This window comes from Amycolatopsis umgeniensis, assembly GCF_014205155.1.
Classification (GTDB): Bacteria; Actinomycetota; Actinomycetes; order Mycobacteriales; family Pseudonocardiaceae; genus Amycolatopsis; species Amycolatopsis umgeniensis.
Genome location: NZ_JACHMX010000001.1, coordinates 9035116 through 9061988, shown reverse-complemented (window position 1 = coordinate 9061988; position 26873 = coordinate 9035116). Strand labels below are relative to the sequence as shown.

Below are 26873 nucleotides of genomic sequence, written 5' to 3'. Positions count from 1 at the left end.
ATGGCAGGGCAGCGGGATCCGGCCATCGAGCTGAGCGGCGGCCACCGGACGAGTTTGGCCGTTCCGACCCTCGCACCCGGCTTGGTGCCCGTTCCCGAAACGCGGCCGGCTGCGAAGTTGCTCAGAAGAAGCTGGCAACCTTCCCGCAATCCTCAGGTCGAGCACCGGCGACATTTCAAAACTGGCAGCAACTGATTCAAACGACTTGCTCACTCGTTCCCGCCGGGGGTTCGGAATCCGGGTGACCACTATCCCGTCGACAGTGACGATTCGTCGATCCGCACTACTCCTTCCGAGTGCGACCGGTAACCGCGGAGAGCTCGACCGGACCATTTTGGACCGCTAAAGCAACGACCCGGCCACGGGTTTCCTCTCTTCGATTCCGTGTTGCGCACCTGACCCCTTGGCGCGCGATGTTGGCGCACGACACGACCCGAATGGCGCAGTGGCATCGCGATTTGATTCGGGCGACCTGATCGAGTGAATACGGTTGATGCCTGCGGTAGCCGAGGATGATTATCAAATAGTCCACCTATTCGGCGCCCCGGCGATCCGAGGGGCGACTCAGGTAAGTGCACTGCCGGTATTGCCCTGAATGGAAACACTGTGCTCCACGACAGCGGTGTGACAAGAGGCGGGCAATGCCGGTGACGAGATCGGACAGTGACAGCGCAGGCAGGGCAAGGAGAATCAGTGACGGACTCGGATGCCAAGACCGAACAGCAGGACGAGAACGATGTCATGCTCTTGGTCGCGGGGGTGGCGGACATGGCGCTCAGTAGCGTCGGATCAGCCCTGACGGGATTGCAAAGCCTGCTCAAGCGGTCGGATACGGTCGACCTGGCCCACGAGGGCCACCAGCAGATCAAGGCCCGGGGGCGTCTGGCGCTCGCGCGCTATGCTCCGGTGGCCCCGGCTCACCTGGAGTTGCTGGCCCGGCGAATCGCAGCTCAGCGTGAGCCCCACCTTGACTGACGCGGACGAGCACATCGCGCTGCAGACACGGGTGGGCAGTGCGCTGGAGGAGTTCGTCCGGCACGAGACCCAGCTCCTGACCGCCATTCACACGGATCTCCAGCCAGTGGCGCGGCAGCTGGAGATCGTCGTCGCCGGAGGCAAACGTCTCCGGGCGGCCTTCTGTTACTGGGGGTGGCGGGCCGCGGGGCAGCCCGACAGTGATGCTTTGGTCAAGGCTGCCGCGGCCATGGAACTGGTGCATGCCGCCGCGGTCGTGCACGACGATCTCATCGACGACAGCGCACTGCGCCACGGAAAGCCCAGTGCTCACGTCGCCTTGCGTGCAGCCATCTCTGAGCGATCATGCGCCCGGGCCGGTGGCCGGGCGCTGGCCCTGCTGTGTGGTGATCTGCTCATGTCCTGGGCGGGACAGCTGTTCACCTCCTGCGGGTTACCCACGGCCTACTTGTCCCGGGCTCACGCACTGTGGTCGGTGCTGGCCCGGGAACTGATTGCCGGTGAATGCCTGGAAGTCCTGCGTACCGGTGGCGAACCCGACGCCACCGGATCACTGCAGGTCATTCGCTACAAAACCGCGAAGTACACGGTCGAGCACCCACTGCATATCGGTGGTGCCCTCGCGGGAGCACCACGTCGGCTCATGCAGACGTTCTCCGCCTATGCGCTGCCCCTTGGCGAAGCATTCCAGTTACGTGACGACCTGCTCGGGGTGTTCGGCGATTCCCGGCGCACAGGTAAATCCACCAGTGACGACATCGTGGGTAACCGGCCGACGGCGTTGCTGGCCGAGACCTGGGCAGCGGCCACCACTGCTGAGCGCAGCGAACTGCGCGGCTTGCTGGGACGACCAGGCCTGGCCGAGAGCGGACTACTGCGAGTACGGGAGATCATGCGGCGCACCGGAGCACCAGTGCGCGTCGAAGACATGATCACCCAACGCGGCCGGGCAGCCGAGTCGGCGCTCACCCTCGCCAACCTGCCACGTGACGCGACCCGTGCCCTGACACATCTGGCAACGCTAGCCCTCGCTCGAGAACACTGACCAGCTGAGAGGACCTCGTGACCTACACGGAAAACTCCATGGACGCACTGAGACTGGTCGGCGACGAGCTGGCCGACGCGACTGTGAAAGCCATGTTCGAGAATGGGGAAATCGGCAAGTTCAACACCCTCATGCGGCAGGTGTCCGTAGTCGGGCAGGACATGCCCGAGGGCCTGCCCGAGGTGGCGCGGGAGTACCTGCACGCCACCAGCACGCCACCCGACTGGGTCGACTGGGGCGAGATGGAGAAAGCGCGATTGTTCTTCATCGACAACAACGTGCACGTCTCCACCGCGTTGTCGTTCGCGTCCATGCCTGCCTGCTACGCAATCCCGCACGTGGCCAAGTTGCTCAGTGCCACCCATTCCTTGGACTATCCGTCGCGGCGTATGGCCGAGACGGGGCAGTTCACCGTATTTCTGATGCAGCCCGATGCGTTCGAGGCGGGGAGCCGGTTCATTCCCGCGGCGCAGAAAGTACGGTTGCTGCACGCTTCCATCCGACACCATCTCCGCCAAGGAGATCGGTGGAATGTGGCGGAACTGGGCGTCCCCATCTGTCAGGAGGACATGATCGGGGGGCAGATGATGTTCTCGATCCAGGTCCTCGACGCCCTGCACCGGCTTGGCATTCACATGTCGACCGACGGCGCGGAAGCCTACTACTACGCCTGGCGTGTGGTGGCCGCGATGCTGGGTGTCAGCATCGACCACGCACCCGTTGACCTCGACAGTGCTCGGGAATTCTCCGATCTGTACATGACCCGGCACATGGGCCCTTCCCCGGAGGGCGCGAGCTTGACCGCTCAGCTCATCGAACTCTACGAAGAGGTGGTCCCTGGAACACTGTTGGACCCGCTGGTGGCGGCTTTGGTCCGATACCTCATCGGGGATACCTGCGCGGACTGGCTGCAGGTACCCCGCACCGCGTGGGACTCGGCGGTCAAAGTCGCTCCCGCGGTCTTGGGGCTGCTGGACACGCTCGAGGACAGCTCACCCCTGGGCGCCTGGGCTTTGGATCGACTCGGTGGCCTGACCACCCGATTCGAACTCAGTTCCCTGACTCGTGGCCGGGTCATGCAATACGCGATTCCTGAACATCTCAAGAAGCAGTACGACGTCTCCCCCTCTCGGGCCGCACGCTGGAGCCCGCCACCGATGACAGGGTCGCTGCCATAAGGATGTGGCATCACCCTTGCCGGCAGCCAGACTGCGGGCTCGGCATTTCGCGAACCGGTTTCATTCCGTTGGTCTACGGGCCGTTTGGCCGTAGGCCTGAAGAAGGTCGAACAAGGGAGAGCATCGTGTCGGGTTCGACGATTCTGCTCGCGCTCGGGAGTCTGGACGACAGTTCGGTACTGGCTTCCCAGCTGGGTGGCATCTGTGAGCGGCTGGCCAAGGACGCGCACCAGGTCATCCGTGTCGAAACCGAGCGGGATGCGCTGGCCATGGTGCAGAGCCGGGCGGATCTGTCGGTCGCGGTGGTGAGCTGGGACCTGGCGGGAGGCGCCGCGGAGACCGTGCTCAGGGCCTTGATGGACAGGTTCAGCAAGCTTCCGGTGTTCCTGGTGACCACCGCGGCGGGCGTCGACGACCTGCCGCTGTGGGTATCGGAGGTGGTGTGCGGCTACATCTGGCTACTGGAGGACACCCCGGATTTCATCGCAGGCCGGATCGATGTGGCCGCCCGGCGGTATCAGGACGAGTTGCTGCCGCCGTTCTTCCGGGAGTTGCGCCGGTTCGACGACACCCACGAGTACTCGTGGCACACACCGGCGCACGCCGGCGGGGTGGCGTTCCTGAAGTCCCCGATCGGCCGGGCGTTCTTCGACTATTACGGAGAACGGTTGTTCCGCACCGATCTGTCCATCTCGGTGGCCGAACTGGGCTCGCTGTTCGAGCACACCGGCCCGATCGGGGACGCCGAGCGCAACGCCGCCCGGATATTCGGTGCGGACATGACCTATTTCGTGCTGCACGGCGACTCCACCGCTGACCGGATGGTCTGTCACGCCAGCATCGCCACCGACGAAGTGGTATTGGTGGACCGCAACTGCCACAAAGCGATCTACCACGGGCTGACCCTCACCGGCGGCCGTCCGGTCTACCTGGTACCCACCCGAAACGGCTATGGCCTGATGGGGCCGATCCCGCCCTCGGAGATGACCAGGGAGGCGGTGTCGGAGAAGGTGACCCGCAGCCCGCTGGCCGAACACGCCGCCGCCCCGGACCCGGTGTACGCGGTGATCACCAACTCCACCTACGACGGCCTGTGCTATGACGCCGTCCGCGTGGCCGAACTACTCGGCCCCAGCGTGCCACGGCTGCACCTGGACGAAGCGTGGTTCGCCTATGCCCGGTTCAACCCGCTCTACGACCGCAGGTACGGCATGTCGGTGAACGCCGGGTCGCTGCCGGGGCCGTCGCGGCCCACGATGCTCAGCACGCAGTCCACCCACAAGCTGCTCGCCGCCCTGTCCCAGTCCTCGATGGTGCACGTGAAGAACTCGCCGCGTTCGCCAGTGGACCATCGCCAGTTCAACGAGACGTTCATGATGCACGCCACCACCTCCCCGATGTACCCGATGATCGCCAGCCTGGACGTGGCCGCCGGCATGATGGACGGCCCCGGCGGACGCTGGCTCACCGACGAGGCGATCACCGAGGCCATCCGGTTCCGCCAGGCCGTCGCCAAGATCGGCGCCCGCATCGCGGAGGCCAGGGACCGGCCTGCCTGGTTCTTCGGCACCTGGCAGCCCGACGAGGTCGTCGATCCGGCGACCGGCGACCGGTATCCCTTCGCCGAAGCACCACTGAACCTGCTGCGCACCGAACCGCGCTTCTGGACACTGGCACCCGGAGCCGACTGGCACGGCTTCCCGGACCTGCAGGACGGCTACTGCCTCCTCGATCCGATCAAGGTGACCCTCACCTGCCCCGGCACGGACGCACGGGGAACGATCGCGGACCAAGGAATCCCGGCCCGAATCCTGACGGCATACCTGGAAACACGGCGGATCGTGGTGGAGAAGACCGACGCCTACACCTGCCTGATCCTGTTCTCGATGGGCATCACCAAGGGCAAATGGGGCACGTTGATCGACGCCCTCCTGGATTTCAAGGCTTTCTACGATTCGGAAGCCACCGTCCCAGCGGTGTTCCCCGACCTGGCCAAGCGCCACCCCGGCCGGTACGGCGACCTGACCGTACGCGAGCTGTGCGATCAGATGCACGCCCAGCTACGGTCCAGCGACCTAATCCCGTTGCTCGACCACGCCTTCACCCATCCACCACGGCCGGTACTCACCCCGGCGCAGACGTATCAAAGACTGTTGCGCGGCGGTACCGAACCCGTGCGGCTGGCGGATCTGGCCAACCGGACCGTCGCGACGATGGTGGTCACCACCCCGCCGGGAATCCCGGTACTGATGCCGGGAGAGGACACGGGCGAGCCCGGAGACCCGACGCTCCGATACCTGGGGGCGCTGGAAGCGTTCGACCGGGAATTCCCCGGATTTCCCAGTGAGACGCACGGAGTCACCACAGACGGCAACGGCGAGTACTGGATAACCTGCCTCAAAACGTGAGTCCTGAGGTCATCGACGCGTTCGCCCGGCGGTACTCATTGCAGGCATCGACACGCGGGACCTGAGGTGCTCCCTTGTCATCGCAGCTGCATCACCGCCAGGTATCCGCCGCGGCCGTCCTGCCGAATCTCGACCAGCCGCCACGGACTCCCCCGCACCAACTCCGCCAACTCCGTCTCGGAGGGCAGTAAGTAGTCGAACCATTCCGAGGCCAGGTGTTCGTGCCGTACCCGCAGGCGCAGATGGCCGGGCATTCGGCCCCGACGGCGGTTGTGGTCGTGGTAAGCAAGGTGGATCGGGTCCGTGGTCACGCAGGGGTCGTGCCCGGAACCGAGAAGCCGCGCCCCTGGCGCGGCCACCCGAGCCAGCTCGGCCAGCACCACGGGCGCCTGTCGGGGGCAGCCCAGAAGGCCAATGCCATTGCCGAACAACACGACCGTGTCCATCGCGCTGATCCCGGCCGGGACTACGCTCGCTGAACCCAACCGAGCGTCCACCCCCCGTGCTCGCGCCACCGCGACCGCACCCGGCGAGGAATCGAGACCGATCACCTCGACGCCCGCGGCGATCAACACGCTCGCGTGCCGTCCGGCGCCGCAGCCGACGTCCAGCGCCCGCCCAGTGATCTCCTCACAGGCTTTACGTTCCAACTCCGGCCAGTCCTCGACCGGCGCGAAATACACCGCGGCGTCGGACGCTGCGATATGACCATCGTCCCGCTCGACGATCTGGAACACCGCACCCGTTCGCGCGCCCGCCTCGTGGCAGGCACGCAACACCCCACCGAACGCATCACCCACTGCTGGTCCCGGAACCGACTCGCGCATGCGCTCAACGATGACCGCTCAAGCCCCACCGACGCCAACCCATTACTCCCCGAGCCCACCGCTTCCCGGCCCGGTGACCGCGGAATATCGGACTGCCGATTCCGGCTCACGGTGATGCACAAGACGTAGATTTTTCGGCTAGTTTTAGCCTGTTTTCGTTTGTCCGGTTCGGAGCTGAGCGTCGGACAACGATTTCGGCCAATGGGGAGGGACGCGAGATGGGTGCAGGTCGGCCAGAACATCCGCTGGATCCCGAGGCCGGTCCGGTGGAACGGTTCGCTTGGGAGCTACGCAGCTGCGGCAGAAGGCAGCGCGACCTACCTACCGACGACTGGCTCACGTGGCGCACTACTCGGTGACCACATTGTCGGACGCGGCCAAAGGCGAGCGTCTGCCTTCGTTAGGTTGGGAGACTCGCTGGCGTGCCGTCGCAGCCGAATTGCGGTCAGCAGAGGTCGTTGCGTCAGAAAACCTCGAGGGAGAACCGCCCTATCCTGGCCTGACGGCTTTCCAACCGGACGCCGGCCGCCGGATGGTTGGTGGCTGCGCTACGGGGACCCTGTATCTCATGCCGACGTGCGGGCGACCGAGCACGGGACGGTCGTTCTCGAACTCGAGCCGCGCCACGCCGTGTCCCGCTGACTGACCGAACCGGCCGCCTGGCTCCCAGCTCATCACCTCGGAGCTAGGCGGCCTCGAGGACGAAGAACAAGAAGCACAGGAAGGCCGTCTTGCCCGCAAGCTCCTCCGGGAACCGCTCGCGGGCACCCGGCGCGGGATGGGGCTCGCTGACGACTGAAGTTCGGAAACCGGCCGCGGTGAAGGCGTCGGTCATCGCGTGCAGGGGCCGGTGCCAGTAGGTCAGCTCGGTTGTCTGGCCGTTGAAGCTGTACTCGTCGGACCACTTGACGGTCGCGAAGTAGTCGGCCTCGGGGTGGACCAGCTTGAAGATGATGGGGTGGTTGACGGCCAGGATCAGCCTGCCGCCGGGCTTCAGCACGCGGCGGAGCTCTGCCAGCGGTGCGGCCCAGTCCTCCAGGTAATGCAGGACGAGTGCCGCGACAACATCATCGAACTCGTCGTCAGGAAACGGCAGTGGCTTGCCGATGTCGGCGACGCGCAAGGCCGCGTCGTCGCCGAGCCGCTTCCTGGCCAGTTCCACCATCTTGGCGCTGAGGTCGAAGCCGGTCATGTCTGCGCCCCGATCACGCAGAGCTTGGAACAGTGGGCCCGCCCCGCAGCCCGCGTCGAGGATCCGGCGGCCGGACACGTCCCCGGCGAGATCCAAGATCGCGGGTCGTGTGTAGTAGGCGTTGATGAGGCTGGTCTCGTTCTCGGCCGCGTACGCCTCGGCGAAGGCGTCGTAGTCGTTCTCCGCATGACTCCTGGAAGTGACAGACATATGGCCCAATATGGCACAACGGGCTTGCTCCCGGTCCAGGGTTCGAACCTGGCCTGACGGAGTCAAAGTCCGTCGTGCTGCCGCTACACCAACCGGGATCGGGTGTGGTGCCCCCACCAGGATTTGAACCTGGACTGGACGCGTTCTGAGCGCGTTGCCTCTTCCGTTGGGCTACAGGGGCGTCGGGAGTGCGGTTCCGGGGAGTCGAACCCCGACTGTCCTGGCCCTCGACCAGGTGCCTCTGCCAATTGGGCTAGAACCGCGAAAAGAACTGCATCGACGAACAGTGGAATAGAAAAAGCCGCCCTGATCGGTTTCCCGGTGGGCGGCTCCCTGGCTGACGTTTCGGTCACGGCGGAGAGCCTGAGCAGCCCAGAAGGCCTTGGTCGCACGACGAAAGCACGAGAGTGGGCGCCCCCTGCTGTCGCGCGTTCATCATGACTGCTCCTTTGAATTCCGGTATGCGGTCATCATTGCCAATGTCGTCGACGGACGTCAATCGCATTAATCGGGAAGCGTCTCCGTCGGCTGCCCGGCGAAGCTGGTGGTGTACTTGCGCTCCCCTCGTCCCTGCGCGGGCGGAACTGTGGAGCACCCGTCGCTAGGTCAGGGTGCTGCCGAGAAGGGCGAGCAGCCGCTCCCAGTGACGCTGTGATCCGGCGGGGTCGAAGGCTTCGGTGTCGGCCATGGTGAAGCCGTGGACGGTTCCGGGGTAGATCTCGCAGGAGTAGCCGACTCCGGCGTCGTCGAACGCCTTGCTGATCTCGGCGATGGCCTCGGACGTCATGTCGTTCTCGGCGAGGCCGAGGTGGACTTGGGCGGTGAGGCTCGGGATCTGCCGGTGCGGGCTGTCGGGCGCGTCGGTGACCAGGGCGCCGGGGTGGAATCCGGCGACGGCGGCGACCTTGCCGGGGTGGGCTGTCGCGGTGCGCATCGCGAGGACGGCGCCCATGCAGTAGCCGATCGCGGCGATCGGTCCGGAGCGGACCTCGGGCTGGTCACTGAGGAACCCGAGGAAGGCGTCGGCATCACGCAGGATGCGTTCGGCGGTGTGCGCCTCGACGAGGGGCATGATCTCGCCGAAGAGCGTGGGCCGGTGTTCGGCGGTGATGTGCTCGGGAAGGTCGAACACCGGTGCCGGTCGGTGCCGGTAGAAGATGTTGGGGACGAGGACGTAGTAGCCGTTCTCGGCCAGTTCGCGGGCCATCTTCCAGAGGGTGGGGCGCGGTCCGAAGGCGTCCGGGTAGAGGAGGACGGCCGGATGCGGGCCGCCACTGTCGGGGTAGACGGCGAAGGCGTCGGCCTGACCGTCCGGGGTGGGGATCTGCGGTGTGATGGCGGGAATGGTGATGCTTCCTTTCTTGCTACTCCGACGGCGAAGACTTCGGCGCGACGCGGAGGTGCGCGCGCTCACCTTGCCGTCCGATGAGACTCAGGTACTCGACGGGACCGGCGCCGGTGGCGCCGAACCAGTGCGGGGTGCGGGTGTCGAACTCCGCGGCTTCCCCGGGCTCGAGCAGAAGGTCGTGCTCGCCGAGGACCAGCCGCAACGTGCCGTTGAGAACGTAGACCCAGTCGTATCCCTCGTGGGTGCGCAAGTCCGGCTCGGTGTCGTCGTCCCCTCGGGGAAGGACGAACTTGTAGGCCTGGATACCGCCCGGTCTGCGGGTCAGCGGCAGGATGGTCGATCCGTCACCGCAGGCGATCGGGCGCAGGGTGATCCGGGGGTTGCCGGTCGGTGGGGCGTCGACGAGTTCGTCGAGTGTCAGGCCGTAGGCGTGGGCCAGCGGCAGGAGCTGCTCCAGGGTGGGACGCCGCAGCCCGGCTTCCAGCCGCGAGAGGGTGCTCGTCGAGATACCCGTCTCCGCGGCGAGGGCGGACAAGGTGATGTCTTGGCGCTGACGCAGGTGTTTCAGCCTCGCCCCGACGGCGTCGAGTGTGCTGCCCATCCGTCCAGTTTGCCATTCGGCAACAAACTTTGCCCTTTTGCCCGGTGATCGTCACGATCGCCGGAGACGAACGGAGAGGATCGGCCGATGACGCACGGGTTCGACAAGGAGTACTGGGAAGAGCACTGGCGACGGGACGGCGCCGGCAGTCCGCCGAATCCCTACCTCGTCCGTGAGGTCGGCGGACTGGAGCCTGGTACGGCGTTGGACGCGGGGTGCGGCGAGGGAGCCGAGGCGATCTGGCTCGCTTCACGGGGGTGGCAGGTGACCGCCGCGGACATTTCGTCGGCGGTGCTGGCCCGCGCCGCCGAACGTGGCACGCCCGATCGGCTGCGGTGGGTCGAGGCGGATCTGAGCAGCTGGGATCCGGGTACGCGGTTCGACCTGGTCACCACCCACTACGCGCATCCGGCGATACCGCAGCTGGAGTTCTACGACCGGATCGCGGAGTGGGTGGCGCCCGGTGGCACGCTGCTGATCGTCGGGCACCTGCACACCCACGGCGGCCATGGTCACGGCCACCATCCGCCCGCCGAAGCCTCGGCCACCGCCGCGGCCATCACGGCACGGCTGGACGAGAGCGTCTGGGAGATCGTCACCGCCGAGGAAGACAGCCGGATCCTCGCCGCTCCCGGCGGGCGCGAAGTCCCGCTCGATGACGTCGTCGTGCGCGCCAAGAGACTGGTCACAGCCCTCCGAGATGAAGTCGATCCGCCAAGCCCGCGGCGGTGAACGCGGCGACCAGGTCGTCACGGCCTTCGGTGAAGTGCTCCCAGCTGTCGATGTGCACGGGGACGACGACGCGGGCGCCGAGGATCCGCGTCGCCTCCGCCGCCAGAGCGCTGTCGAGGACGAGCAGCGCGCCGTCGAGGACCGGCTTGAGTCGCGGGGCCCCAGCGAAGAGCACGGCGGCGTCGACCGGGCCGAATCGGTCGGCGACCTGGCGGACGGCGTCGAGTGAGGCGTTGTCACCGCTGACGTAGACCGTCGGAAGATCCTGTGCGGTGAGCACGAACCCGACGACGTCGCCGGTCACCTTCTCCGCGCCCTCCGGCCCGTGGAGCGCGGGTGCGGCGGTCACGGTCACCACTCCGCCGCCTGGGCGGGTCAGTTCGACCCTCTCCCAGGTTTCCAGTCCTCTCGCGGTGCCGCCCAGCCTGCCCGCGCCGCTGGGCGTGGTGAGCGTCAGTGGCACGTCGGCCAGCAGTTTCCGGCCGGAGTTGTCGAGGTTGTCGGGATGCTCGTCGTGGGACAGCAGGACCGCGTCGACGCGCCCGATGTCCGCCGGGTTCACCGATGCCGGGGCGGTCTTGGTCAGGCCGGGTCTCCCGTCGGGCCTCCCGTAGTGGCCGGGCTCGTCGAAGGTCGGATCGGTCAGGAGCCGCAGGCCGCCGTAATCGATCAACGCCGTCGGCCCGCCGAAGACCTGGACGGAGAGCTGCTCGCTGATCTGGTTCGCGCCGACTGTCATCATCCACCTCACGGATAGGTAATGTCGTTTCCGTGAGGAACGCTATCGCGCTCTCACGGAAGAGTGCAACTGTTTCCGTGAGGCTTTCTCATGGTTGAGCCCGGCGCTTACCATGAGGAAGTGCACGACACCGCCGGTACCGATCTCGACACCACTGCCCTGCCGCCCGCGCCGGGCACCGAGCAGTACGTCGCGCTGGCCCTTGCCAACACCGCGATCGCGCTGCCCGGAGGACAGTTCGCCGACCTCCTCGGCAGCCCCTCTCTCGCGACGGACTGGCTCGTCGAGCACGGGCTCGCCCCGATCGACGCCGGTCTGCAGGAGATGTGCGCGGGGCTGGTGCGCTCGCTGCGTGAGCAGGTGCGGGTGCTGCTCGCCTCGAAGTCCTGCTCGGATCCGGCCCCGCAGAGTGCGCTCAATGCGGTCAACGACGCGCTGAGCAAGGCCCCGACGGCGGAACTCCTGCGCTGGGATCCGGTCCAGGGACTGCACCGCACCGCGCCGCATCCGGTCACCCAGATAGTCGAGCACGCGTTGGCGACGCTCGCGGCCAACGCCGCGGATCTCCTCACCGGGCCGGACGCCGAGCGGATCGCCGCCTGCGGATCGGCCCCGTGCACCCGGTTCTTCCTGCGCAACGGTCGGCGGCAGTGGTGTTCCGTGCGCTGTGGTGACCGGGCCCGTGCCGCCCGCGCCTACGCCCGGCGTTCCCAGCACGAACCGGTCTGAGCGCGCGGTTTACTCGCTCAGAAACTCCGGTCCAGCACCGGCCTGATCGGGGTTCCGTAGTCGCCGGGCGGCAGCGCGGGGCGGCGGTGATGCCTCCACACGCCGATCACCGTCGTCCCGAACGCGAGGACGGCGTAGGCGATCAGCCAGCCGGTGAACTCGCCGGGAACCCGGTCGCCGACGATCCTGTCGTACAGGATGATCACCGCGTAGAAACCAGGTACCGCGGCCTGGCTGTCCAGGACGCGCAGTTCGGTATCGACGGCCGCCGAGGCGGTGTCCTCGGCGTACACCGGCCGGCGCAGGGTGCCGATGAGGATCACCGCGCAGCACAGCGCGGCCCAGCCGAGCATGGCGATCAGACCCTGCGCGTACGCCTTCGCCGGGGTGGTGAGATGGATGGCCGCCGCGAGAGCGGCTCCACCGCCGAAAGTGATCACGAACGACGCCACGTACCAGCCGCCGAGGATCGCGAAGGCCGAAGGCCGCCCGGAGCGCCGGTCCATCACCGGCAACGGTCCCAGTGCGCGCTCGCGGTGCCGGTACGACAGCCAGAGCGCGACCTCCATGGAGGCGCAGACGAGGCCAAGGACGATCCCGTCACCGTGAACCCCCACGGATCCGTAGGCGACGGCCAGCAGGATGCTCAACGCCGCGGCTCCGGCGAGCCATCGGAATCGGCCGGGTGACCGCCGGCTCAACCGGGCGCCGACTCGCGCCGAGAGCAGTCTCGACGGCTCCCCCACCTCGATCCCGCGTTTGCCCAGCCACTGCCTGGTCGCCGTGATCTCGTCGAACCCGGGTTCGCCGGGCCAGCCCGTCATCGTGTCAGCCATCGCTCCCCCTCGCTCGCCTACCGGTTGTACGCCCGGCCCCGGATGGCGGTTGCCTGGCGGTAGGACGCGAATCGTTCCAGCAAAGGCTTCGGGGAGTCTTCGGCGAAGCAGAGAACCAGGCTTTCGGCGGATTCGGCGGCCGAGGCCTCACCGCGGGGGAACAGCGCCTTCTCATATGCGGCGAGAGCGGTTTGGGTGTCGCCCGGGTCGGCGGCGAGGGCCAGGCCGAGTTCGGCGCCATCGAGCATCGCGAGGTTGGCGCCCTCGCCGGCGAATGGCGACATCAGGTGGGCGGCGTCGCCGAGAAGGGTGACGCCGGGGACGCGGTCCCAGCGGTGTCCGATCGGCAGCGCGTGGATCAGCCGAGGGGTCAGGGTGCCGTCCGCGTCGGTGATCAGCGCTCGCAGGCCCGCGTCCCAGCCGTCGAAATGCTCCAGTACGGCGGCCTTCGCGGTGGCGGTGTCGCTGAAGTCGACGGTGGAGATCCAGTTCTCGGCCGTCTTCACCGCGATGTAGACGTGCAGACTGCCGGTCGAGTCGTGATGCGCCAGGAACCCTTTGCCCGCGCCGAGGGCGAAGAACATGCCGCCGCCGATCAGCGCGGCGCTCGCGGGATGACGGGTCGCGGCGTCGTGCAGGTGGACTTCGACGAACGAGAGCCCCTCGTAGGCCGGTTCGGCGTCGGAGACCAGGGGCCGGACCTTGGACCACGCGCCGTCGGCGCCGATCAGCAGGTCTGTGGTGAACACCGTGCCGCCGCCCAGGGTGACTTCGTGCTCGCCGCCGCCGAGCGGGCGGGCGCCGGTGATCTTGGCACCCCAGCGCACGGTGCCCTCGGGCAGCGAACCGAGCAGGAGGTCGCGCAGATCGCCGCGGGCGACTTCGGGACGGCCTCCGTCGCCGTCGTCGGCTTCCTCGCGGTGGACGACGGCGTGCCGATCGAGGATGCGCATCGCCTCCCCGCCGGGGTGCACGAGCGTTCGGAACTCGTCGAGGAGACCGGCCGCCCGGAGTGCTTCCTGGCCGGATTCCTCGTGGATGTCGAGCATGCCGCCCTGCGTCCTGGCGGACGGCGACGCGTCCAGGTCGAAGACCGCGGCCTCGATCCCGTTGACGTGCAGGACGCGGGCCAGGGTGAGCCCGCCGAGGCCGGCCCCGATGATCGCGATGGGGTGGTGTGTGGTCATGTCGGGTTCCTTTCGGGTGGTACGGCGGTGTGCGTGATCCCGGTGATCAGCACGCGCAAACCCCAGGACATCCGTTGCGCGGGTTGTCCGGTGAGCAGGTCGGCCGAGTGGGCGGCGATCCGCGGATGGGTCGTCTCGTCGGCGTCCCGCACGGCGCGTGCCAGTGCGTCCCAATCGCCTTGCGGCTCCTCGTCGGCGTGCTCGGCCGCGGTCGTCGTCGCGTATTGCAGGAGGAGGTCGATCCCCCAGGCGCGCTGTTCGGGTGGCACGTCGCCTTCGGCGAGGAGGGCGAGCAGGTTTTCGACCAGGCCGAGGTAGTTCTCGCCGCTCGGACGGGCCACCAGCGCGGACAGCGCGAGGCCGGGGTACTCGAGCAGCATCGAGGTGTAGGCCGTGAGCAGCCGTTCGAGCCGATCACGCCAGTCACCCTCGGACGGCGGCGGGGCGATCGTGCCGAGGAGTTCGTCCAGGATCGCCGCGTGCAGCTCGGCGGTGTTGCGGACGTAGACGTAGAGCGAGGCCGCGCCGGTGTCGAGTTCCTGCGCGAGGCGGCGCATCGTGACCTTCCGCAGGCCTTCCTCCCGCAGGATCCCGACAGCCGCGGCCACGATGCCGCCACGGCTCAACGCGGGTTTGGCCGGACGCTCCCGGCGACTCATCTCAGATGCCATACCCTCACGATAACGAACATGTTCGTCACGAACAAGTTCGGAGCGAACATGTTCGTGTCCGATCACAGTGAAAGGATCCGGCTTTACGGGAGTCGGGCTGTCCAGAGCGGACGAAAAAGGAGGGGTTCTCCCCCTCCCCTTCAAGATATAGCGCACCCCGGGGCTTGCGGCAAGACCCCCGCCATGCTCGACAATCTCCCGCCGTAGGGCCACAACCTGCGGAAATCAGGGGATTCATGAACCATGAGCTTGATCAATCGGGGGGACTCATGAACGACGTCATCATCGCCGGCGGCGGACCGACCGGCATGATGCTGGCCGCCGAACTGCGGCTGCACGGCGTGCGCGTCGTCGTACTGGAACGGCTGACCGAGCCGACCGACCACGTCCGGTCACTCGGCATCCATGTGCGCAGCATCGAGGTGATGGCCCAGCGCGGTCTCCTGGAGCGGTTCCACGAGACCGGCAAGCAGTACGAACTCAACGGTCACTTCGCCGCCATCGTCAAACCGAAGGCGCCCCGGCTGGATTCGGCGCACGCCTACGTCCTCGGCATCCCGCAGCCCGCGACCGAGCGGCTGCTGACCGAGCACGCCGTCGAGGCGGGCGCGGAGATCCGGCGCGGCGTCGAAGTCGTCGGGCTGAGCCAGGACGAGGACGGGGTCGACGTCGAACTGGCCGACGGCACCCGGCTGCGGTCGCGCTATCTCGTCGGTTGCGACGGCGGGCGCAGCACGGTGCGCAAACTGCTCGGCGTCGGTTTTCCCGGCGACCCGGCCAAGAACGAGAACCTGCTGGGCGAGATGGAGGTGACCGCGCCCGCGGAAGAGATCACCGCCGTGGTGACCGAGATCCGCAAGACCGAGAAGTTCTTCGGTCTCGGCCCGTCCGGCGAGGGCGTGTACCGCGTCGTCGTCCCGGCCGAGAGCGTGCGGGAAGACCGCACGGTCGAGCCGACGCTGGAGGAGTTCAAACAGCGGCTGCGGCATTACGCGGGCACCGATTTCGGCGTGCACTCCCCGCGCTGGCTGTCCCGGTTCGGTGACGCGACCCGGCAGGCCGAGCGTTACCGGGTCGGCCGGGTGCTGCTGGCGGGCGATGCCGCGCACGTCCACCCGCCGCTGGGCGGGCAGGGTCTCAACCTCGGCATCCAGGACGCGTTCAACCTCGGCTGGAAACTGGCCGCGGAGGTCGCGGGCTGGGCACCGGAAGGCCTGCTCGACAGCTACCACGTCGAACGGCACCCGGTGGCCGCCGACGTACTGGACAACACCCGCGCGCAGGCCGAACTGATGTCCACCGAACCCGGTGCCCAGGCGGTACGGCGGCTGTTGTCCGAGCTGATGGACTTCGAGGACGTCCACCGGTACCTGGTCGAGAAGATCGTCGCGATCGGGATCCGCTACGACTTCGGCGACGGTCACGAACTGCTCGGACGGCGGATGCGGGACGTGGCGCTGAAGAACGGGCGCCTGTACGACCTCACCCACGCCGGCCGCGGCCTGTTGCTCGACCAGACCGGCCGGCTTTCGGTCCAGAGCCGGGAAGACCGGGTCGACCACGTCGTCGACGTCAGCGAGGAACTGGAGGTACCGGCGGTGTTGCTGCGCCCGGACGGTCACGTGGCATGGGTGGGCGAGGACCAGCGGGAGCTCGACGCCGCGCTGAGCCGGTGGTTCGGACAGGGCGAAGTCCTCTAGCGCGCCGGGATCACCGGTTGTTGGCTGGTGGCGTTCCGATCCCGCTGCCACGACAGGAGTTGATGACGATGACCGGACGGGTGGTCCACTTCGAGATCCCGTTCGAGGACGGCGATCGCGCACGCGGTTTCTACCGGGAGGTCTTCGGCTGGAAGGCCGACACACTGCCGGGGATGGGCTACACGATGGTCTCCTCGGGCCCGACGGCCGAAACCGGGATGCCCTCGGAGCCGGGGTTCATCAACGGCGGGATGCTGTCGAGGGAGGTCAGCGCCGCAGCCGGCCCGGTGATCGTGCTCGACGTCGACAGCATCGACGACACGCTCACGGTCATCGAGAAACAGGGCGGTTCGACCCTCGTCGGGCGGACCGCTGTCGGCCAGATGGGTTTCTCCGCCTATTTCAAGGATCCGGAAGGCAACGTCATCGGACTCTGGGAGACGGCGGGGCAGGGCTGACACCAGGGTCCGTGACCGCCGCGGTCACGGACCCTGCGGTCCCCGGTACGGTAACGTCTGGTTGTAGACGATGTTGGTGTTCGTGCTCCCGAACAGCGCGAGCTCGTTGACGATCTCCTCCAGCCGCCCCATCGAAGGCGCCGCGATCTTCAGCGAATAGCAGTCGTCACCGGTCGTCCGGAGGCATTCGAGGATCTCGGTCCGCTCCGCCAGCAGCTTGTGCAGGGGCGCGTGTTTGCTGCCCGGGTACTTCAGCCGTACCACCGCGAGCACCACGTATCCGGCCTTCTCGAGGTCGACGTCCGCGCGATAGCCGGTGATCACCCCGGCCGACTCCAACCGCTTGACCCGCTCCGTCGTCGCCGACGCGCTCAGGCTGACCCGCTTGCCCAGCTCGGTGAGCGGGAGCCGCCCGTCCTTCTGGAGCTCGACCAGGATCGCCCAGTCCGTCGCGTCGAGAGTCTCGGTCATCGGGCCAGAATACCGGCAGATCCACGGCTCGAGGGCCTTCACGCCGGGAAAGATCTCTTCCCGGGCTCCGGTCGCACCGATAGCCTTGACCTGTGCGAATAGGTGTCAACGTCCCGAATTTCGGACCGGGGACCGACCCCGGGATCCTCCGCGGCTGGGCCACCACGGTCGAAGGCCTCGGCTACGACCTGCTCATGGTGTCCGATCACGTCGCCATCACCCCCGACGTCGCCGAGCAGTACCCGGCGCCGTTCTACGAGCCGTTCACGACGCTGTCGTGGCTGGCCGGGGTGACGAGCAGAATCCGGCTGGGCACCACCGTGCTCATCGTCCCGTACCGGCATCCGCTGCTGATCGCCCGGATGGCCGCGAACCTGAACCAGCTCAGCGGCGGACGGCTCGTGCTCGGTGTCGCGTCCGGATGGGCCCGCCAGGAGTTCCAGGCGCTCGATGTCCCGTTCGAGAAGCGTGGACGGCTGACCGACGACCATCTCGACGCCGTCCGGAAGGCCTGGGCGAACGACGCCGACTACCGCGCGGGGCACATCCCGATCTGGGTCGGCGGCAACAGCGACGCCGGGATCCGCCGCGCCGTCCGCGTCGGCGACGCCTGGCATCCGCTGCGGACCACCCTCCGCTGGCTCACCGAAGCGCTCACCAGGGTCAAGATGATCGCCGACGCCCAAGACCGGCCTGTCCCGGCGTTCACCCCGCGGATCCTGCTGAACGTCACCGAGCGTCCGATCACCGGACCCGAACGCCTGGCCGGCGAAGGCACGATCGAGCAGATCGTCGACGACCTCGACCGGCTTCGCCACCTCGGCGCCGAGACGGTCGTGCTCGACCCGTTCTCCGGCGACCCCGAAGAGACCCTCCGCCCGGAAGCCGCGTGGCAGGCTTTGGCGACCGTGGCAGCCCACTGGGATCTGGGCCGATACCGAACCGAACAGGACTGATCATGACCGACGAAGACGAGAAGTTCCTCCGCCGTGCCATCGAGCTGGCCGCGAAGTCCCGTGAGGACGGTGATCCGCCCTTCGGTTCGCTCCTCGTCGGCCCCGACGGCGTGGTGCTGGCCGAGGACCACAACACCTCGGTGTCGCAATCGGACATCAGCCTGCACCCGGAGCTGAAGCTCGCCGTCTGGGCCGCGCGCGAACTGGATCCGGCCGTCGCCGCCGAGACGACGATGTACACCAGTTGCCAGCCGTGCGGGATGTGCCAGGGCGCCATCGAACGCTCCGGCCTGGGACGGGTCGTGTTCGCCCTGTCCGGCGAGCAGGTCACCGCGCTCAAGCCGCCGTCCACCGCGCCGGCCGTGCGGCTGGAAGGGCCCGCGTTGTTCGACGAGGCCCGTGTCCCGGTGGCCGGGTACTACACCTGAGCCCCGGCGCATTTCGTCCTCGACCAGAGGACGAAATGCGAACGCCGCCGACGAGCCGGGGCTAGGATGATCACGATGTCCGCCGAACTCGTGCCCGCAGCCCCGCGACTGCCGGAGACCAAGGCCGAGAACCGGCGGCAGGTCCTCTCCGAAGCCGTCGCGCTACTGCCCGCGCTCCCCCCGGCCGACCCGCTGGACCGGTACGCGATCCGGCACATCACCACACTCTGGCTGGAAACCGACAAGACCGACCACACCCGGCGCGCCTACTACGCCGACCTCGCCGCCTGGCTCGGCTGGTGCGCCCGCACCGGGCTCGACCCGCTGACGGCCCGGCGCGCCGACGTGGACGCCTGGAAGAACACCCTCACCGTCACCGGCAGGGACGGTCTGCCCCGGCCCGCCGCCGACTCCACCGTCGCGCGCACCCTCGCCGGCATCTCCAGCTGGTACCGGTACCTGCAGTCCAACGACATCGCCGACCGCAACCCGGTCTCCGCGGTCAACCGGCCCAAGACCGGCAAGACCCCGCCGCTGCCGGCGCTCGGCGGCGAGTCGACGGCGAAACTGCTGAACCACATGGAGAACCGGGCCCGCGCCAACGACACCGAACCGTCCTGGCGCGACGCGGCCGTCGTCGCGATCCTGTTCTACACCGGCTTGCGCGTTTCCGGCCTGACCACCGCGACCGTGCGCGACCTCGACACCGACGCCGGGCACACGATCCTGCGCTACACCGCCAAAGGCGGCCACCGCGACTTCGTGCCGCTCGTCCCGGCCGCCCAGCATCCGCTGCGCCGCTACCTCGACCTGCGGGCCGCCCGCACCGGCGTCCGTCCCGACGACCTGACCGGCCCGCTGCTCGCGACCATGCCCCACCGCTACGACAGCACCAAGTCCGGCGGAAAGCCGTTGGCGCAGCGCGATGTCTGGTTCCTCCTGCGGACACAGGCCAAGGCCGCCGGACTCACCGAAGCGAACACCATCTCCCCGCACACCGCGCGGCGGACCACCGGCACCCTGTTGCTGGCCAACGACGTCCCGGTCCAGAAGGTCCAGGACCTGCTGGGCCACGCGGACATCCGCACCACCCGCGACCGCTACGACGCGCACCGGCACAAGCTGGAGACCTCTCCCGTGCACGCGCTCGCGCAGTTGCTCGCCGACGCGCGCCATCGTCAGAGCTGAGCCTGCCCCAGCTGGGACTTCGTCGCCCCGATCACCACACCGTCCACTTGCGCCAACCAGCTCCCGCACAGGCACCGGACGTACTCGAGCCTCCCCTGCGAGACCCGCTGGGATTTCGTCGCGCTTCCAGGCAGTTCTGCCAGCGGCCACCCACACCGCGGGCACAAGGTCGATTCCATACCCCGATCGTGGTGTAATGGGTTAATGCACTTCAACCCTTACGGCGGGGCGGCCGCGCAGATCGCCGCGGACCTGATCAATCTGGGCGACGCCGCCGCCCCGGCAACGCTGACCGCGATCTTCAAGGACCGCATGACCGTCGCCGCCGTACGGGAACCCGAATCGACCGAGATCATCGCCTGGACCACCAGACTCCGGAACGTCTTCGAAGCGGACCCCGCCACCCGCGTCGACCTGGTCAACGCGCTGCTCCACGACTCCGCGTCCAAGCCGTACATCTCCACCCACGACGGCAAAGCACCCCACCTGCACTACGTCGACGCGCAAGCGGGCACCGTCTCCCGGGTCCGGGCCTACACCGCGGGCGGCCTCGCACACCTCGTCTGCGACGCCCCGGACCGCTTCGGCGTCTGCTCACGCGAAGGCTGCGAAACGGTTTACGTCGACGTCTCCCGCAACGGACGCCGCCGGTTCTGCTCCACCCGCTGCGCGACCAGGGTCCACGTCGCCGACCACCGGACCCGCCAAGCGAGCTAGATCGCGTACCGCCACGCAGTCAACGCATGCGCCGAGAACCACGCACCCAGCACCACCCACGCCGCCGCGGCCGCCACGGCCGTGACCGTCCGCCGCTTCGCCAACCCGATCGAGATCGGGATCAGCACCGGGAACGCGGGCAGGATGAACCGGATCTTCGCGTCCGGCAGCCCCCGCGTCCCGATCGCCAGCAACAGCACACCGACGCCGTACAGGGTCAACGGCCACGGCACCCGGATGAACGCCGCCACCACCGCCAGCGCCACCGCTCCCAGCAGGAACAACACCGTCAGTGTGCTGAACACCGACTCGTCCCCGGTCAACCGGGACAGCACCGACTCCCCGGTCTCCACCCCGAAATCGAACTCGGTGTTCCAACCCCGCAGTTCGATGTCCTGCCACCCGGTCCAGCTACCCGTCCGATAGGCGACGAACCCCAGGTACCCCGCCACCCCCAGCGGCGCGATCACCGCGCCCACCAGCGCCCACCGCCGCTCCTCGGGACGCCGGAAGACCGCGATCAACGCCGCGACGACCACGACCGCGACCAGCACCACCGCCGTCGACCTCGACAACCCGGCCGCGAAGGCGCACAACCCGGCCAGCATCCATCGCCGCTCCAGCACCCCCACCAGCGCCCACACCGCGAACGCGCAGAACACCGCCTCCGTGTAGGCCATCGAGAACACGATCGCCATCGGCGCACCGGCCCACAACGCCACCAGAAGCAGACCGGTCCGGTCACCCCGCTCCGGCGACACCGCCCGCCCGATACGGATCAACCCGCACGCCAGCACCAGACCGCCCAGCACCGACACCGTCAGCGCCGCGGTGACCACGTCGAGCCCGAGCCACATCACCGCCTCGACGAACTTCGGATACAGCGGGAAGAACGCCATCGGCGCGTCCGAATACGGCTGCCGGGCCGCGTCCAGCGTCCCCGGCAGATCGGCGTAACCGTGCACCGCCAGCCGCAGATACCACTGCCCGTCCCACGCCGTCAGCCGATCGGTCAGCGACGCGCCGCGCCGAGCGGCAAGCAGGTCCAGCAACTGGACACTGGCCGTGCGAATCACGAGATACAGCAGGATCGCCCTCGGATAGGGCGACCGGGCCAGTCTGTCGAGAACTCTCTCGAACACACGCGCCGGGCGCCCCTGCCGGGGCGCCGTCTCGGGAACGGCGGGCTGATCAAGGTCGTCGACTTCTCGGAGCACGCTCAGAGTGTCCACAATAAGAAGCCGCTTCGCCGTTCGATCACGAATATTCGCAGCTCCGAGGACGTGGGGAAGGCCACAAACCGGGCTTGTACCCCCACCCGGATCTTGTGTTTCCCAACCCCCGCCCCCGGCTCCTACGTTCGAAACCATGAGCGAACAGAACTTGACCGGCACGGTCGCGGTCATCGCCGGCGGCGCGAAGAACCTCGGCGGACTCCTGTCCACCACACTCGGCGACGCGGGCGCCAAGATCGTCGTCCACTACCACGGAGACGCCTCGGCGGCCGACGCCGAAAAGACCGTCGAGGCCGTCCGCGGCGCGGGCTCCGAAGCCATCGCCGTCCAGGGCGACCTGACCCACGTCACCGACGTCCGCCGCCTCTTCGACACCGCGGTGGACACCTTCGGCCGCGCCGACATCGCGGTCAACACCACCGGCATGGTCCTGCGCAAGCCGATCCTCGAAACCACCGAAGAGGACTACGACCGCATGTTCGCGGTCAACGCGAAGGCCGCCTACTTCTTCATCCAGGAAGCCGGACGACGCCTCTCCGACAACGGCAAGATCATCAGCCTCGGCACCTCACTGCTGGCGGCGTTCACCGACGGATACGCCACCTACGCCGGCGGCAAAGCCCCGCTGGAACACTTCACCAGGGCCGCCGCCAAGGAGTTCGCCGACCGCGGCATCTCGGTCAACGTCGTCGCACCCGGCCCGATGGACACCCCGTTCTTCTACCCGCAGGAAACCCCCGAGCGGGTCGAATTCCACAAGTCGCAGGCCCTGGGCGGACGACTCACCCGGATCGAGGACATCGTGCCCATCATCCGGTTCCTGGCCACCGGCGGCGCCTGGTTCACCGGCCAGACCCTGTTCCCGAACGGCGGCTACACCACGCGCTGACCCCTACGCTGACCACGACGCCGTAGACCGACACGAAGGGGAACCCCGGGGTGGGCCTGGACCTGTACAAGCTGAACCACCTCATCGCCGTCGCCGAAGAAGGCAGCTTCACCCGCGCGGCGACCCGGCTGCACCTGAGCCAGCAGGCGCTGTCGACCTCGGTGCGCACGCTCGAGCGGGAAGTCGGCGTCCCCCTGCTCGAGCGGAGCGCCACCGGGGTCACCGTCCTCCCCGCCGGACAGGCACTGATCGCCGACGCCCGCCTCCTGCACGGCATCGCCGACTCCGCCGTCCAGCGCGCCCGCCGCATCGGCCGGAGCGAACCCGAACGACTCCGCGTCGGCCACACCCCCGCCGTCACCGGCGACGAGGTCACCGCCCTGCTGCACAAACACCAGGCCGACCCCGGCCTGATCATCGACGTCAACCAGCGCTACCCCGACGAACTCGTCGCACAACTGCTCGGCGGGCAACTCGACCTCGGCCTCGGCCGGGCGCTGACCCTCGCGCACGGCCTGGTCGGCACCACCCTGCTCCGGCAGCGGCTCAACGTCGCCGTCGCCACGGGCCACCGCCTCGCCGGACGCGAAGACCTCCGGCTGAGCGACCTGGACGGAGAGGAGATCACCGTCTGGGGGCATCCGGGCCGATCCGGCTACACCGATCTGCTCCTCAACCTCTGCCGGGAGGCGGGTTTCGAGCCGCGCGTCCGCCGCAACCCCATTCAGGGAACGCCGCCGGTCACGGCCGTGCTCGACACCGACGGCGTCGCCTTCGTGACCGCGTCCCCCGGCCCTGCCGCCGGGGGCGCGGTCCGGGTCATCGAGCTGGCGCCGGAGGTGTACGTCCCGCTACAGGCGCTTTGGCCCCAGCACAGCACTTCCGACGCTCGCCAAGCCTTTCTCTCGTCGGTCCAGGGCTTCTCTTGAGTGTCTTTGCCCGCTTGAGGTCCGTGAAGGACTCCTTCCCTACCCTCAGAGTAGGCAAGGGGCCCTTCACGGACCGGACCCACGAACAACAACCCAAGCCACTCACGAGACCTGGCCGACAGCTAACCCGTCCAGACCTCGCCGCTTCGCCGGTCGTGATGGTCCAAAAGCTTCGACAGCAACTCGGTGAACCGCTCCCGCTCGTCGGGGGACAGCGGTGCCAGCAGTTCGTCCTGACGCTCGGCCAGCTGCTTTTCCAGCCGTCGCAGCTGCCGTTTGCCCGCGGTGGTCAGCGAGACGACGTTGCGCCGCCGGTCGGCAGGGTCCGGGGCACGCTCGACCAGCTCACACTCGGCGAGCTCGTTGATCGTCGCGACCATCTCGCTGACGTGGATCCCGCTGCGGCGGCCCAGCGTCGCCTGGCTGGCGGGCCCGAACTCGTCCAGCGTCGCCAGGACGCGGAAGTGGTAGCCCCGCGCGTTGGCGGCGGAGAACCCGTCGGTCACCAGACGATGCGCATGGTTCGCGGTCTGCGTGAGCAGCCAGCTGGGCAGGGCCTGCCAACCGGCGCGCGAGTCTTCCGAGGAGTTCTCCATGTGACGAGTCTAACGAATCGTTGGGCGACCGAACGATTAAGCTATCGTTGGGTCACCAAACGTTTGGTGACCCAACGTTCAAGGAGTCGGGACCATGATCAAGCCCTTCCGTATCGACATCCCCCAAGCCGATCTCGACGACCTCGCCGACCGGCTCTCCCGCACCCGCTGGCCCAACGAGGTCGCCGACGCCGGCTGGGACTACGGCTTCCCGCTGGCACGCCTCAGAGAACTCGCCGAATACTGGCGAACCGGCTACGACTGGCGCGCCCACGAAGCCGAACTCAACGAGCTCCCGCACTTCACCACAGAGATCGACGGCCAGAACATCCACTTCGTCCACGTACAGTCCGCGAACCCGGACGCGCTCGCACTGATCCTGACCCACGGCTGGCCCGGATCTTTCCTGGAGTTCCTCGACGTGATCGAGCCGCTGTCACGCGACTTCCACCTGGTGATCCCCTCCATCCCGGGCTACGGGTTCTCCGGACCGACCCACGAACGCGGCTGGGACCTCGTCCGGATCGCCCGCGCCTGGGCCGAACTGATGCACCGCCTCGGCTACGAGCGCTACGGCGCACAGGGCGGCGACTTCGGCTCGGGGATCTCGACCACACTCGGCGCGCTGGCACCGGAACACGTCGTCGGAGTTCACGTCAACTACCTGCCGACCCGGCCGGACCCCGACGCCGGCGTCGAACTGTCCGAAGTGGACCAAGCCCGCCTCGCCAAGGTCGAACACCTCATGGCGAACCGCCCGCCGTACCAAGCCCTCCAGGCCACCACCCCGCAGACCATCGGCTACGCGCTGACCGACTCTCCCGTCGGCCAGCTGGCCTGGATCGCCGAGCGCTTCGCGCACTGGACCGATCCGCGCTCCCCCGTCAGCGACGACAGGATGCTCACCGACGTCTCGCTGTACTGGCTGACCGCCACCGCGGCCTCGTCCGCGCGACTGCACCACGACACCCAGAGAGGGAACGCGCCTTGCCGCGTACCGCTCGGCGTCGCGGTGTTCCCGCACGACATCACGCAGTCGGTCCGACCACTTGCCGAGCGGCTCTACGACATCAGACACTGGTCGGAATTCGAGCGCGGCGGCCACTTCGCCGCGATGGAAGTCCCGGACCTGCTGGCCGAGGACATCCGGGACTTCTTCCTCAAACTGTCAGACCGGCACTGACCATCCAGATGTGCTCACACGTCGAAGATGCCCGCTGCAAGCTCTCACGGGATTCTTGCGAGGCGTGATAGAAGGTCCGCTCGATCATCCAGCACAAGGCACGCGCCATCGCGGGCGCCTGTTCCGGTTCGGCGCCGGCCCGAACACCGGCCCGTTCCAGAACAGCGGTGATCGCCGCGCTGAACAAGTCCGCCGTCCGGCTCCACAGTTCGCCGATCTCCGGTACGGTCAACGACAGGTCGATCGCCGTGCGCATGACCAGGCCGTGCTCGTTCCACAGCTCGACCGTGCGCCGCATGGCCGCCCCGATGGCCTGGACCGGCTCGTCGGCCTCCGCCGCGACCCGGGACCGTTCCCACAGATGCTCGACGGTCCGGGCCACGAGCGCGGTGACCACTTCCTGCTTGGAACCGAAGTAGAAGTACAGGGCTCCGCGGGTGATCCCGGCCCCCTGGGCGATGTCCGCGACAGTCATGGCGTCGTAGCCTTTCTGGGCCAGCAGGACTTCGCAGGTGTCCAGAATCGCCCGCTCCCGGACGTCGCCCTTGCGCTCGGTGACGCGCCTGGACATCAGAGCTGTGCACCTTCGGCGAAATCGGTCGTACGAGAGAGCGTCTCCCACGTCCGGATGTCTTCGTCCACGGCCGAGCGCGCGGCGGTGACCAGTCGCAACGCGTCCGAGCCAAGCAAAAGATGAGACGGCGGCCTGTCGAGCGAAGCGATGTGCACGAGGGCCTCCCCGGCCTTCGCCGGATTGCCCAGCTGGTTGCCACTGGCCTTCTGCCGCGCTTCACGAATGGGGGTGAACAGCTCGTCGTAGTCGTCGATCGTCCGGGTGGCGCGGGACATGGACCGCCCCGCCCAGTCGGTGCGGAACGAACCCGGCTCGATCGCCGTCACGTGGATCCCGAACTGCGCGACCTCCTTGCTCAGAGCCTCGAGAATCCCTTCCAGGGCGAACTTGCTGCCGCAGTAGGCGGACATGCCGGGCACCGCCATGAGCCCACCCATGGAAGTCACGGCCATCAGGTGCCCGCGGCGGCGCTCGCGCAGATGAGGCAACGCCGCTCGCAGCGTGGCCACCGCCCCGAACACATTCACCTCGAACTGCCGCCGAACCTCGGCCAGCGGGGTTTCCTCGAAGGTGCCCTCCAAGCCGTAACCGGCGTTGGCGACGACGACGTCCAGCGGGCCGACGTTCTGCTCGACCTCGTCGACAACCGCCGAGACGGCGGCGTCATCGGTCACATCCAGGACGCGGCCGCGCGCGTTGCCCGGCTCGAGCTCTTCGAAGGTCCGGAGATCCTCCTGCGAGCGAACCGTTCCCACGACGGTGTGCCCGGCGGCCAAGGCTGCTTGGGCGAAGGCGCGCCCAAGACCCGTGCCGACCCCGGTGATCAGCCATTTCTGCTTCCGCATCGCCCCTCCAGAGGACTCGAACCAAC

Annotated in this window: 28 protein-coding genes and 3 tRNA genes; 15 read left to right on the top strand and 16 right to left on the bottom strand. The window is 67.9% G+C overall.

Annotation, left to right across the window (positions count from 1 at the left end; genetic code table 11):
- Nucleotides 1-693: 693 nt before the first annotated feature.
- The 4 genes from HDA45_RS41350 (at nucleotide 694) to HDA45_RS41335 (ending at nucleotide 5606) form a co-directional block, all read left to right on the top strand.
- A complete protein-coding gene (locus HDA45_RS41350; protein WP_221471388.1) occupies nucleotides 694-975 on the top strand; it encodes a hypothetical protein in 282 nt (93 codons plus the stop codon).
- Nucleotides 968-2020: a polyprenyl synthetase family protein gene (locus tag HDA45_RS41345; protein WP_221471387.1), complete on the top strand. Its 1053-nt coding sequence runs from the start codon at nucleotides 968-970 to the stop codon at nucleotides 2018-2020. The genes HDA45_RS41350 and HDA45_RS41345 overlap by 8 nt, the downstream gene beginning before the upstream one ends.
- 17 nt (nucleotides 2021-2037) lie before the next feature.
- Nucleotides 2038-3198 carry an oxygenase MpaB family protein gene (locus HDA45_RS41340; protein ID WP_184904920.1) on the top strand — a complete coding sequence of 387 codons (1161 nt, stop codon included), beginning with the start codon at nucleotides 2038-2040 and terminating at the stop codon, nucleotides 3196-3198.
- 125 nt (nucleotides 3199-3323) lie between these two features.
- Nucleotides 3324-5606: an Orn/Lys/Arg family decarboxylase gene (locus HDA45_RS41335; RefSeq protein ID WP_343072274.1), complete on the top strand. Its 2283-nt coding sequence runs from the start codon at nucleotides 3324-3326 to the stop codon at nucleotides 5604-5606.
- 77 nt (nucleotides 5607-5683) lie between these two features.
- On the opposite strand, the gene HDA45_RS41330 is transcribed toward HDA45_RS41335, so the two are convergent.
- The 7 genes from HDA45_RS41330 to HDA45_RS41300 all read right to left on the bottom strand — a co-directional run bounded on the left by HDA45_RS41330 (nucleotide 5684) and on the right by HDA45_RS41300 (nucleotide 9784).
- A complete protein-coding gene (locus HDA45_RS41330; protein ID WP_184904916.1) occupies nucleotides 5684-6433 on the bottom strand; it encodes a class I SAM-dependent methyltransferase in 750 nt (249 codons plus the stop codon).
- 685 nt (nucleotides 6434-7118) lie between these two features.
- Nucleotides 7119-7835, bottom strand: a complete 717-nt coding sequence (locus HDA45_RS41325) for a class I SAM-dependent methyltransferase (RefSeq protein WP_184904914.1) — start codon at nucleotides 7833-7835, stop codon at nucleotides 7119-7121.
- Nucleotides 7836-7862: 27 nt separating this feature from the next.
- Nucleotides 7863-7933 (bottom strand) — tRNA-Gln (locus HDA45_RS41320).
- A 7-nt stretch (nucleotides 7934-7940) separates the two neighbouring features.
- A tRNA-Leu gene (locus HDA45_RS41315) sits at nucleotides 7941-8016 on the bottom strand.
- Nucleotides 8017-8024: 8 nt separating this feature from the next.
- Nucleotides 8025-8098, bottom strand: a tRNA-Leu gene (locus HDA45_RS41310).
- Nucleotides 8099-8436: 338 nt separating this feature from the next.
- Nucleotides 8437-9249, bottom strand: coding sequence for a dienelactone hydrolase family protein (locus HDA45_RS41305; RefSeq protein ID WP_343072273.1), 813 nt, complete (start codon nucleotides 9247-9249; stop codon nucleotides 8437-8439).
- The gene (locus HDA45_RS41300) at nucleotides 9200-9784 is read right to left on the bottom strand and encodes a helix-turn-helix domain-containing protein (protein ID WP_184904912.1); all 585 of its coding nucleotides are present in this window, start codon (nucleotides 9782-9784) and stop codon (nucleotides 9200-9202) included. Before HDA45_RS41300 ends, HDA45_RS41305 begins: the two co-directional genes overlap by 50 nt.
- A gap of 87 nt (nucleotides 9785-9871) precedes the next feature.
- Between HDA45_RS41300 and HDA45_RS41295 the strand changes: the two genes are divergently transcribed.
- Nucleotides 9872-10516: a class I SAM-dependent methyltransferase gene (locus HDA45_RS41295; protein ID WP_184904910.1), complete on the top strand. Its 645-nt coding sequence runs from the start codon at nucleotides 9872-9874 to the stop codon at nucleotides 10514-10516.
- Here HDA45_RS41295 and HDA45_RS41290 read toward each other — a convergent pair.
- Nucleotides 10470-11255 carry an MBL fold metallo-hydrolase gene (locus HDA45_RS41290; RefSeq protein WP_184904908.1) on the bottom strand — a complete coding sequence of 262 codons (786 nt, stop codon included), beginning with the start codon at nucleotides 11253-11255 and terminating at the stop codon, nucleotides 10470-10472. The two genes, HDA45_RS41295 and HDA45_RS41290, sit on opposite strands and share 47 nt — an antisense overlap.
- A gap of 90 nt (nucleotides 11256-11345) precedes the next feature.
- Between HDA45_RS41290 and HDA45_RS41285 the strand changes: the two genes are divergently transcribed.
- Nucleotides 11346-11984: a CGNR zinc finger domain-containing protein gene (locus tag HDA45_RS41285; protein WP_184904906.1), complete on the top strand. Its 639-nt coding sequence runs from the start codon at nucleotides 11346-11348 to the stop codon at nucleotides 11982-11984.
- Nucleotides 11985-12001: 17 nt separating this feature from the next.
- Here HDA45_RS41285 and HDA45_RS41280 read toward each other — a convergent pair whose 3' ends face one another.
- From HDA45_RS41280 to HDA45_RS41270, 3 genes are read right to left on the bottom strand one after another with little or no spacing between them, the layout of a single operon-like run.
- The gene (locus HDA45_RS41280; RefSeq protein WP_184904904.1) at nucleotides 12002-12820 is read right to left on the bottom strand and encodes a hypothetical protein; all 819 of its coding nucleotides are present in this window, start codon (nucleotides 12818-12820) and stop codon (nucleotides 12002-12004) included.
- A gap of 17 nt (nucleotides 12821-12837) precedes the next feature.
- Nucleotides 12838-14007 carry an FAD-dependent oxidoreductase gene (locus tag HDA45_RS41275; RefSeq protein WP_184904902.1) on the bottom strand — a complete coding sequence of 390 codons (1170 nt, stop codon included), beginning with the start codon at nucleotides 14005-14007 and terminating at the stop codon, nucleotides 12838-12840.
- Entirely contained in the window at nucleotides 14004-14678 is a 675-nt protein-coding gene (locus tag HDA45_RS41270; protein ID WP_184904900.1) for a TetR/AcrR family transcriptional regulator, read from the bottom strand. The genes HDA45_RS41275 and HDA45_RS41270 overlap by 4 nt, the downstream gene beginning before the upstream one ends.
- 269 nt (nucleotides 14679-14947) lie before the next feature.
- Between HDA45_RS41270 and rox the strand changes: the two genes are divergently transcribed.
- Both rox and HDA45_RS41260 read left to right on the top strand, forming a co-directional pair.
- The gene (rox, locus tag HDA45_RS41265; RefSeq protein WP_184904898.1) at nucleotides 14948-16378 is read left to right on the top strand and encodes a rifampin monooxygenase; all 1431 of its coding nucleotides are present in this window, start codon (nucleotides 14948-14950) and stop codon (nucleotides 16376-16378) included.
- Nucleotides 16379-16446: 68 nt separating this feature from the next.
- A complete protein-coding gene (locus tag HDA45_RS41260) occupies nucleotides 16447-16836 on the top strand; it encodes a VOC family protein (RefSeq protein ID WP_184904896.1) in 390 nt (129 codons plus the stop codon).
- A gap of 24 nt (nucleotides 16837-16860) precedes the next feature.
- On the opposite strand, the gene HDA45_RS41255 is transcribed toward HDA45_RS41260, so the two are convergent.
- The gene (locus HDA45_RS41255) at nucleotides 16861-17307 is read right to left on the bottom strand and encodes an Lrp/AsnC family transcriptional regulator (RefSeq protein ID WP_184904894.1); all 447 of its coding nucleotides are present in this window, start codon (nucleotides 17305-17307) and stop codon (nucleotides 16861-16863) included.
- A gap of 92 nt (nucleotides 17308-17399) precedes the next feature.
- Here HDA45_RS41255 and HDA45_RS41250 point away from each other — a divergent pair, with 92 nt between their 5' ends.
- From HDA45_RS41250 to HDA45_RS41235, 4 genes are all read left to right on the top strand, one after another.
- A complete protein-coding gene (locus HDA45_RS41250) occupies nucleotides 17400-18263 on the top strand; it encodes a TIGR03619 family F420-dependent LLM class oxidoreductase (RefSeq protein WP_184904892.1) in 864 nt (287 codons plus the stop codon).
- Nucleotides 18264-18265: 2 nt separating this feature from the next.
- Nucleotides 18266-18691, top strand: a complete 426-nt coding sequence (locus HDA45_RS41245) for a nucleoside deaminase (protein WP_184904890.1) — start codon at nucleotides 18266-18268, stop codon at nucleotides 18689-18691.
- 75 nt (nucleotides 18692-18766) lie between these two features.
- A complete protein-coding gene (locus tag HDA45_RS41240) occupies nucleotides 18767-19879 on the top strand; it encodes a tyrosine-type recombinase/integrase (RefSeq protein WP_184904888.1) in 1113 nt (370 codons plus the stop codon).
- A gap of 204 nt (nucleotides 19880-20083) precedes the next feature.
- Entirely contained in the window at nucleotides 20084-20596 is a 513-nt protein-coding gene (locus HDA45_RS41235) for a CGNR zinc finger domain-containing protein (protein WP_184904885.1), read from the top strand.
- On the opposite strand, the gene HDA45_RS41230 is transcribed toward HDA45_RS41235, so the two are convergent.
- Complete coding sequence (locus HDA45_RS41230; protein ID WP_343072272.1) at nucleotides 20593-21813, bottom strand: hypothetical protein; 1221 nt, start codon at nucleotides 21811-21813, stop codon at nucleotides 20593-20595. The genes HDA45_RS41235 and HDA45_RS41230 overlap by 4 nt on opposite strands.
- A 151-nt stretch (nucleotides 21814-21964) precedes the next feature.
- Here HDA45_RS41230 and HDA45_RS41225 point away from each other — a divergent pair, with 151 nt between their 5' ends.
- Both HDA45_RS41225 and HDA45_RS41220 read left to right on the top strand, forming a co-directional pair.
- Nucleotides 21965-22720 (top strand): SDR family oxidoreductase, encoded by a 756-nt coding sequence (locus HDA45_RS41225; RefSeq protein WP_184904881.1) that lies wholly within the window; start codon nucleotides 21965-21967, stop codon nucleotides 22718-22720.
- Between the two features lie 50 nt (nucleotides 22721-22770).
- On the top strand, nucleotides 22771-23649 hold the full coding sequence (locus HDA45_RS41220; RefSeq protein WP_184904879.1) for a LysR substrate-binding domain-containing protein: 879 nt from the start codon (nucleotides 22771-22773) through the stop codon (nucleotides 23647-23649).
- A gap of 122 nt (nucleotides 23650-23771) precedes the next feature.
- Here the strand turns inward: HDA45_RS41220 and HDA45_RS41215 are convergent, their stop codons facing one another.
- On the bottom strand, nucleotides 23772-24245 hold the full coding sequence (locus HDA45_RS41215; RefSeq protein ID WP_184904877.1) for a MarR family winged helix-turn-helix transcriptional regulator: 474 nt from the start codon (nucleotides 24243-24245) through the stop codon (nucleotides 23772-23774).
- A gap of 94 nt (nucleotides 24246-24339) precedes the next feature.
- Here HDA45_RS41215 and HDA45_RS41210 point away from each other — a divergent pair, with 94 nt between their 5' ends.
- Nucleotides 24340-25428 carry an epoxide hydrolase family protein gene (locus tag HDA45_RS41210; RefSeq protein ID WP_184904875.1) on the top strand — a complete coding sequence of 363 codons (1089 nt, stop codon included), beginning with the start codon at nucleotides 24340-24342 and terminating at the stop codon, nucleotides 25426-25428.
- Here the strand turns inward: HDA45_RS41210 and HDA45_RS41205 are convergent.
- Both HDA45_RS41205 and HDA45_RS41200 read right to left on the bottom strand, forming a co-directional pair.
- Nucleotides 25406-25999 (bottom strand): TetR/AcrR family transcriptional regulator, encoded by a 594-nt coding sequence (locus tag HDA45_RS41205; protein WP_184904873.1) that lies wholly within the window; start codon nucleotides 25997-25999, stop codon nucleotides 25406-25408. The genes HDA45_RS41210 and HDA45_RS41205 overlap by 23 nt on opposite strands.
- Nucleotides 25999-26847, bottom strand: a complete 849-nt coding sequence (locus HDA45_RS41200) for an oxidoreductase (RefSeq protein WP_184904871.1) — start codon at nucleotides 26845-26847, stop codon at nucleotides 25999-26001. Before HDA45_RS41200 ends, HDA45_RS41205 begins: the two co-directional genes overlap by 1 nt.
- Nucleotides 26848-26873: the final 26 nt, after the last annotated feature.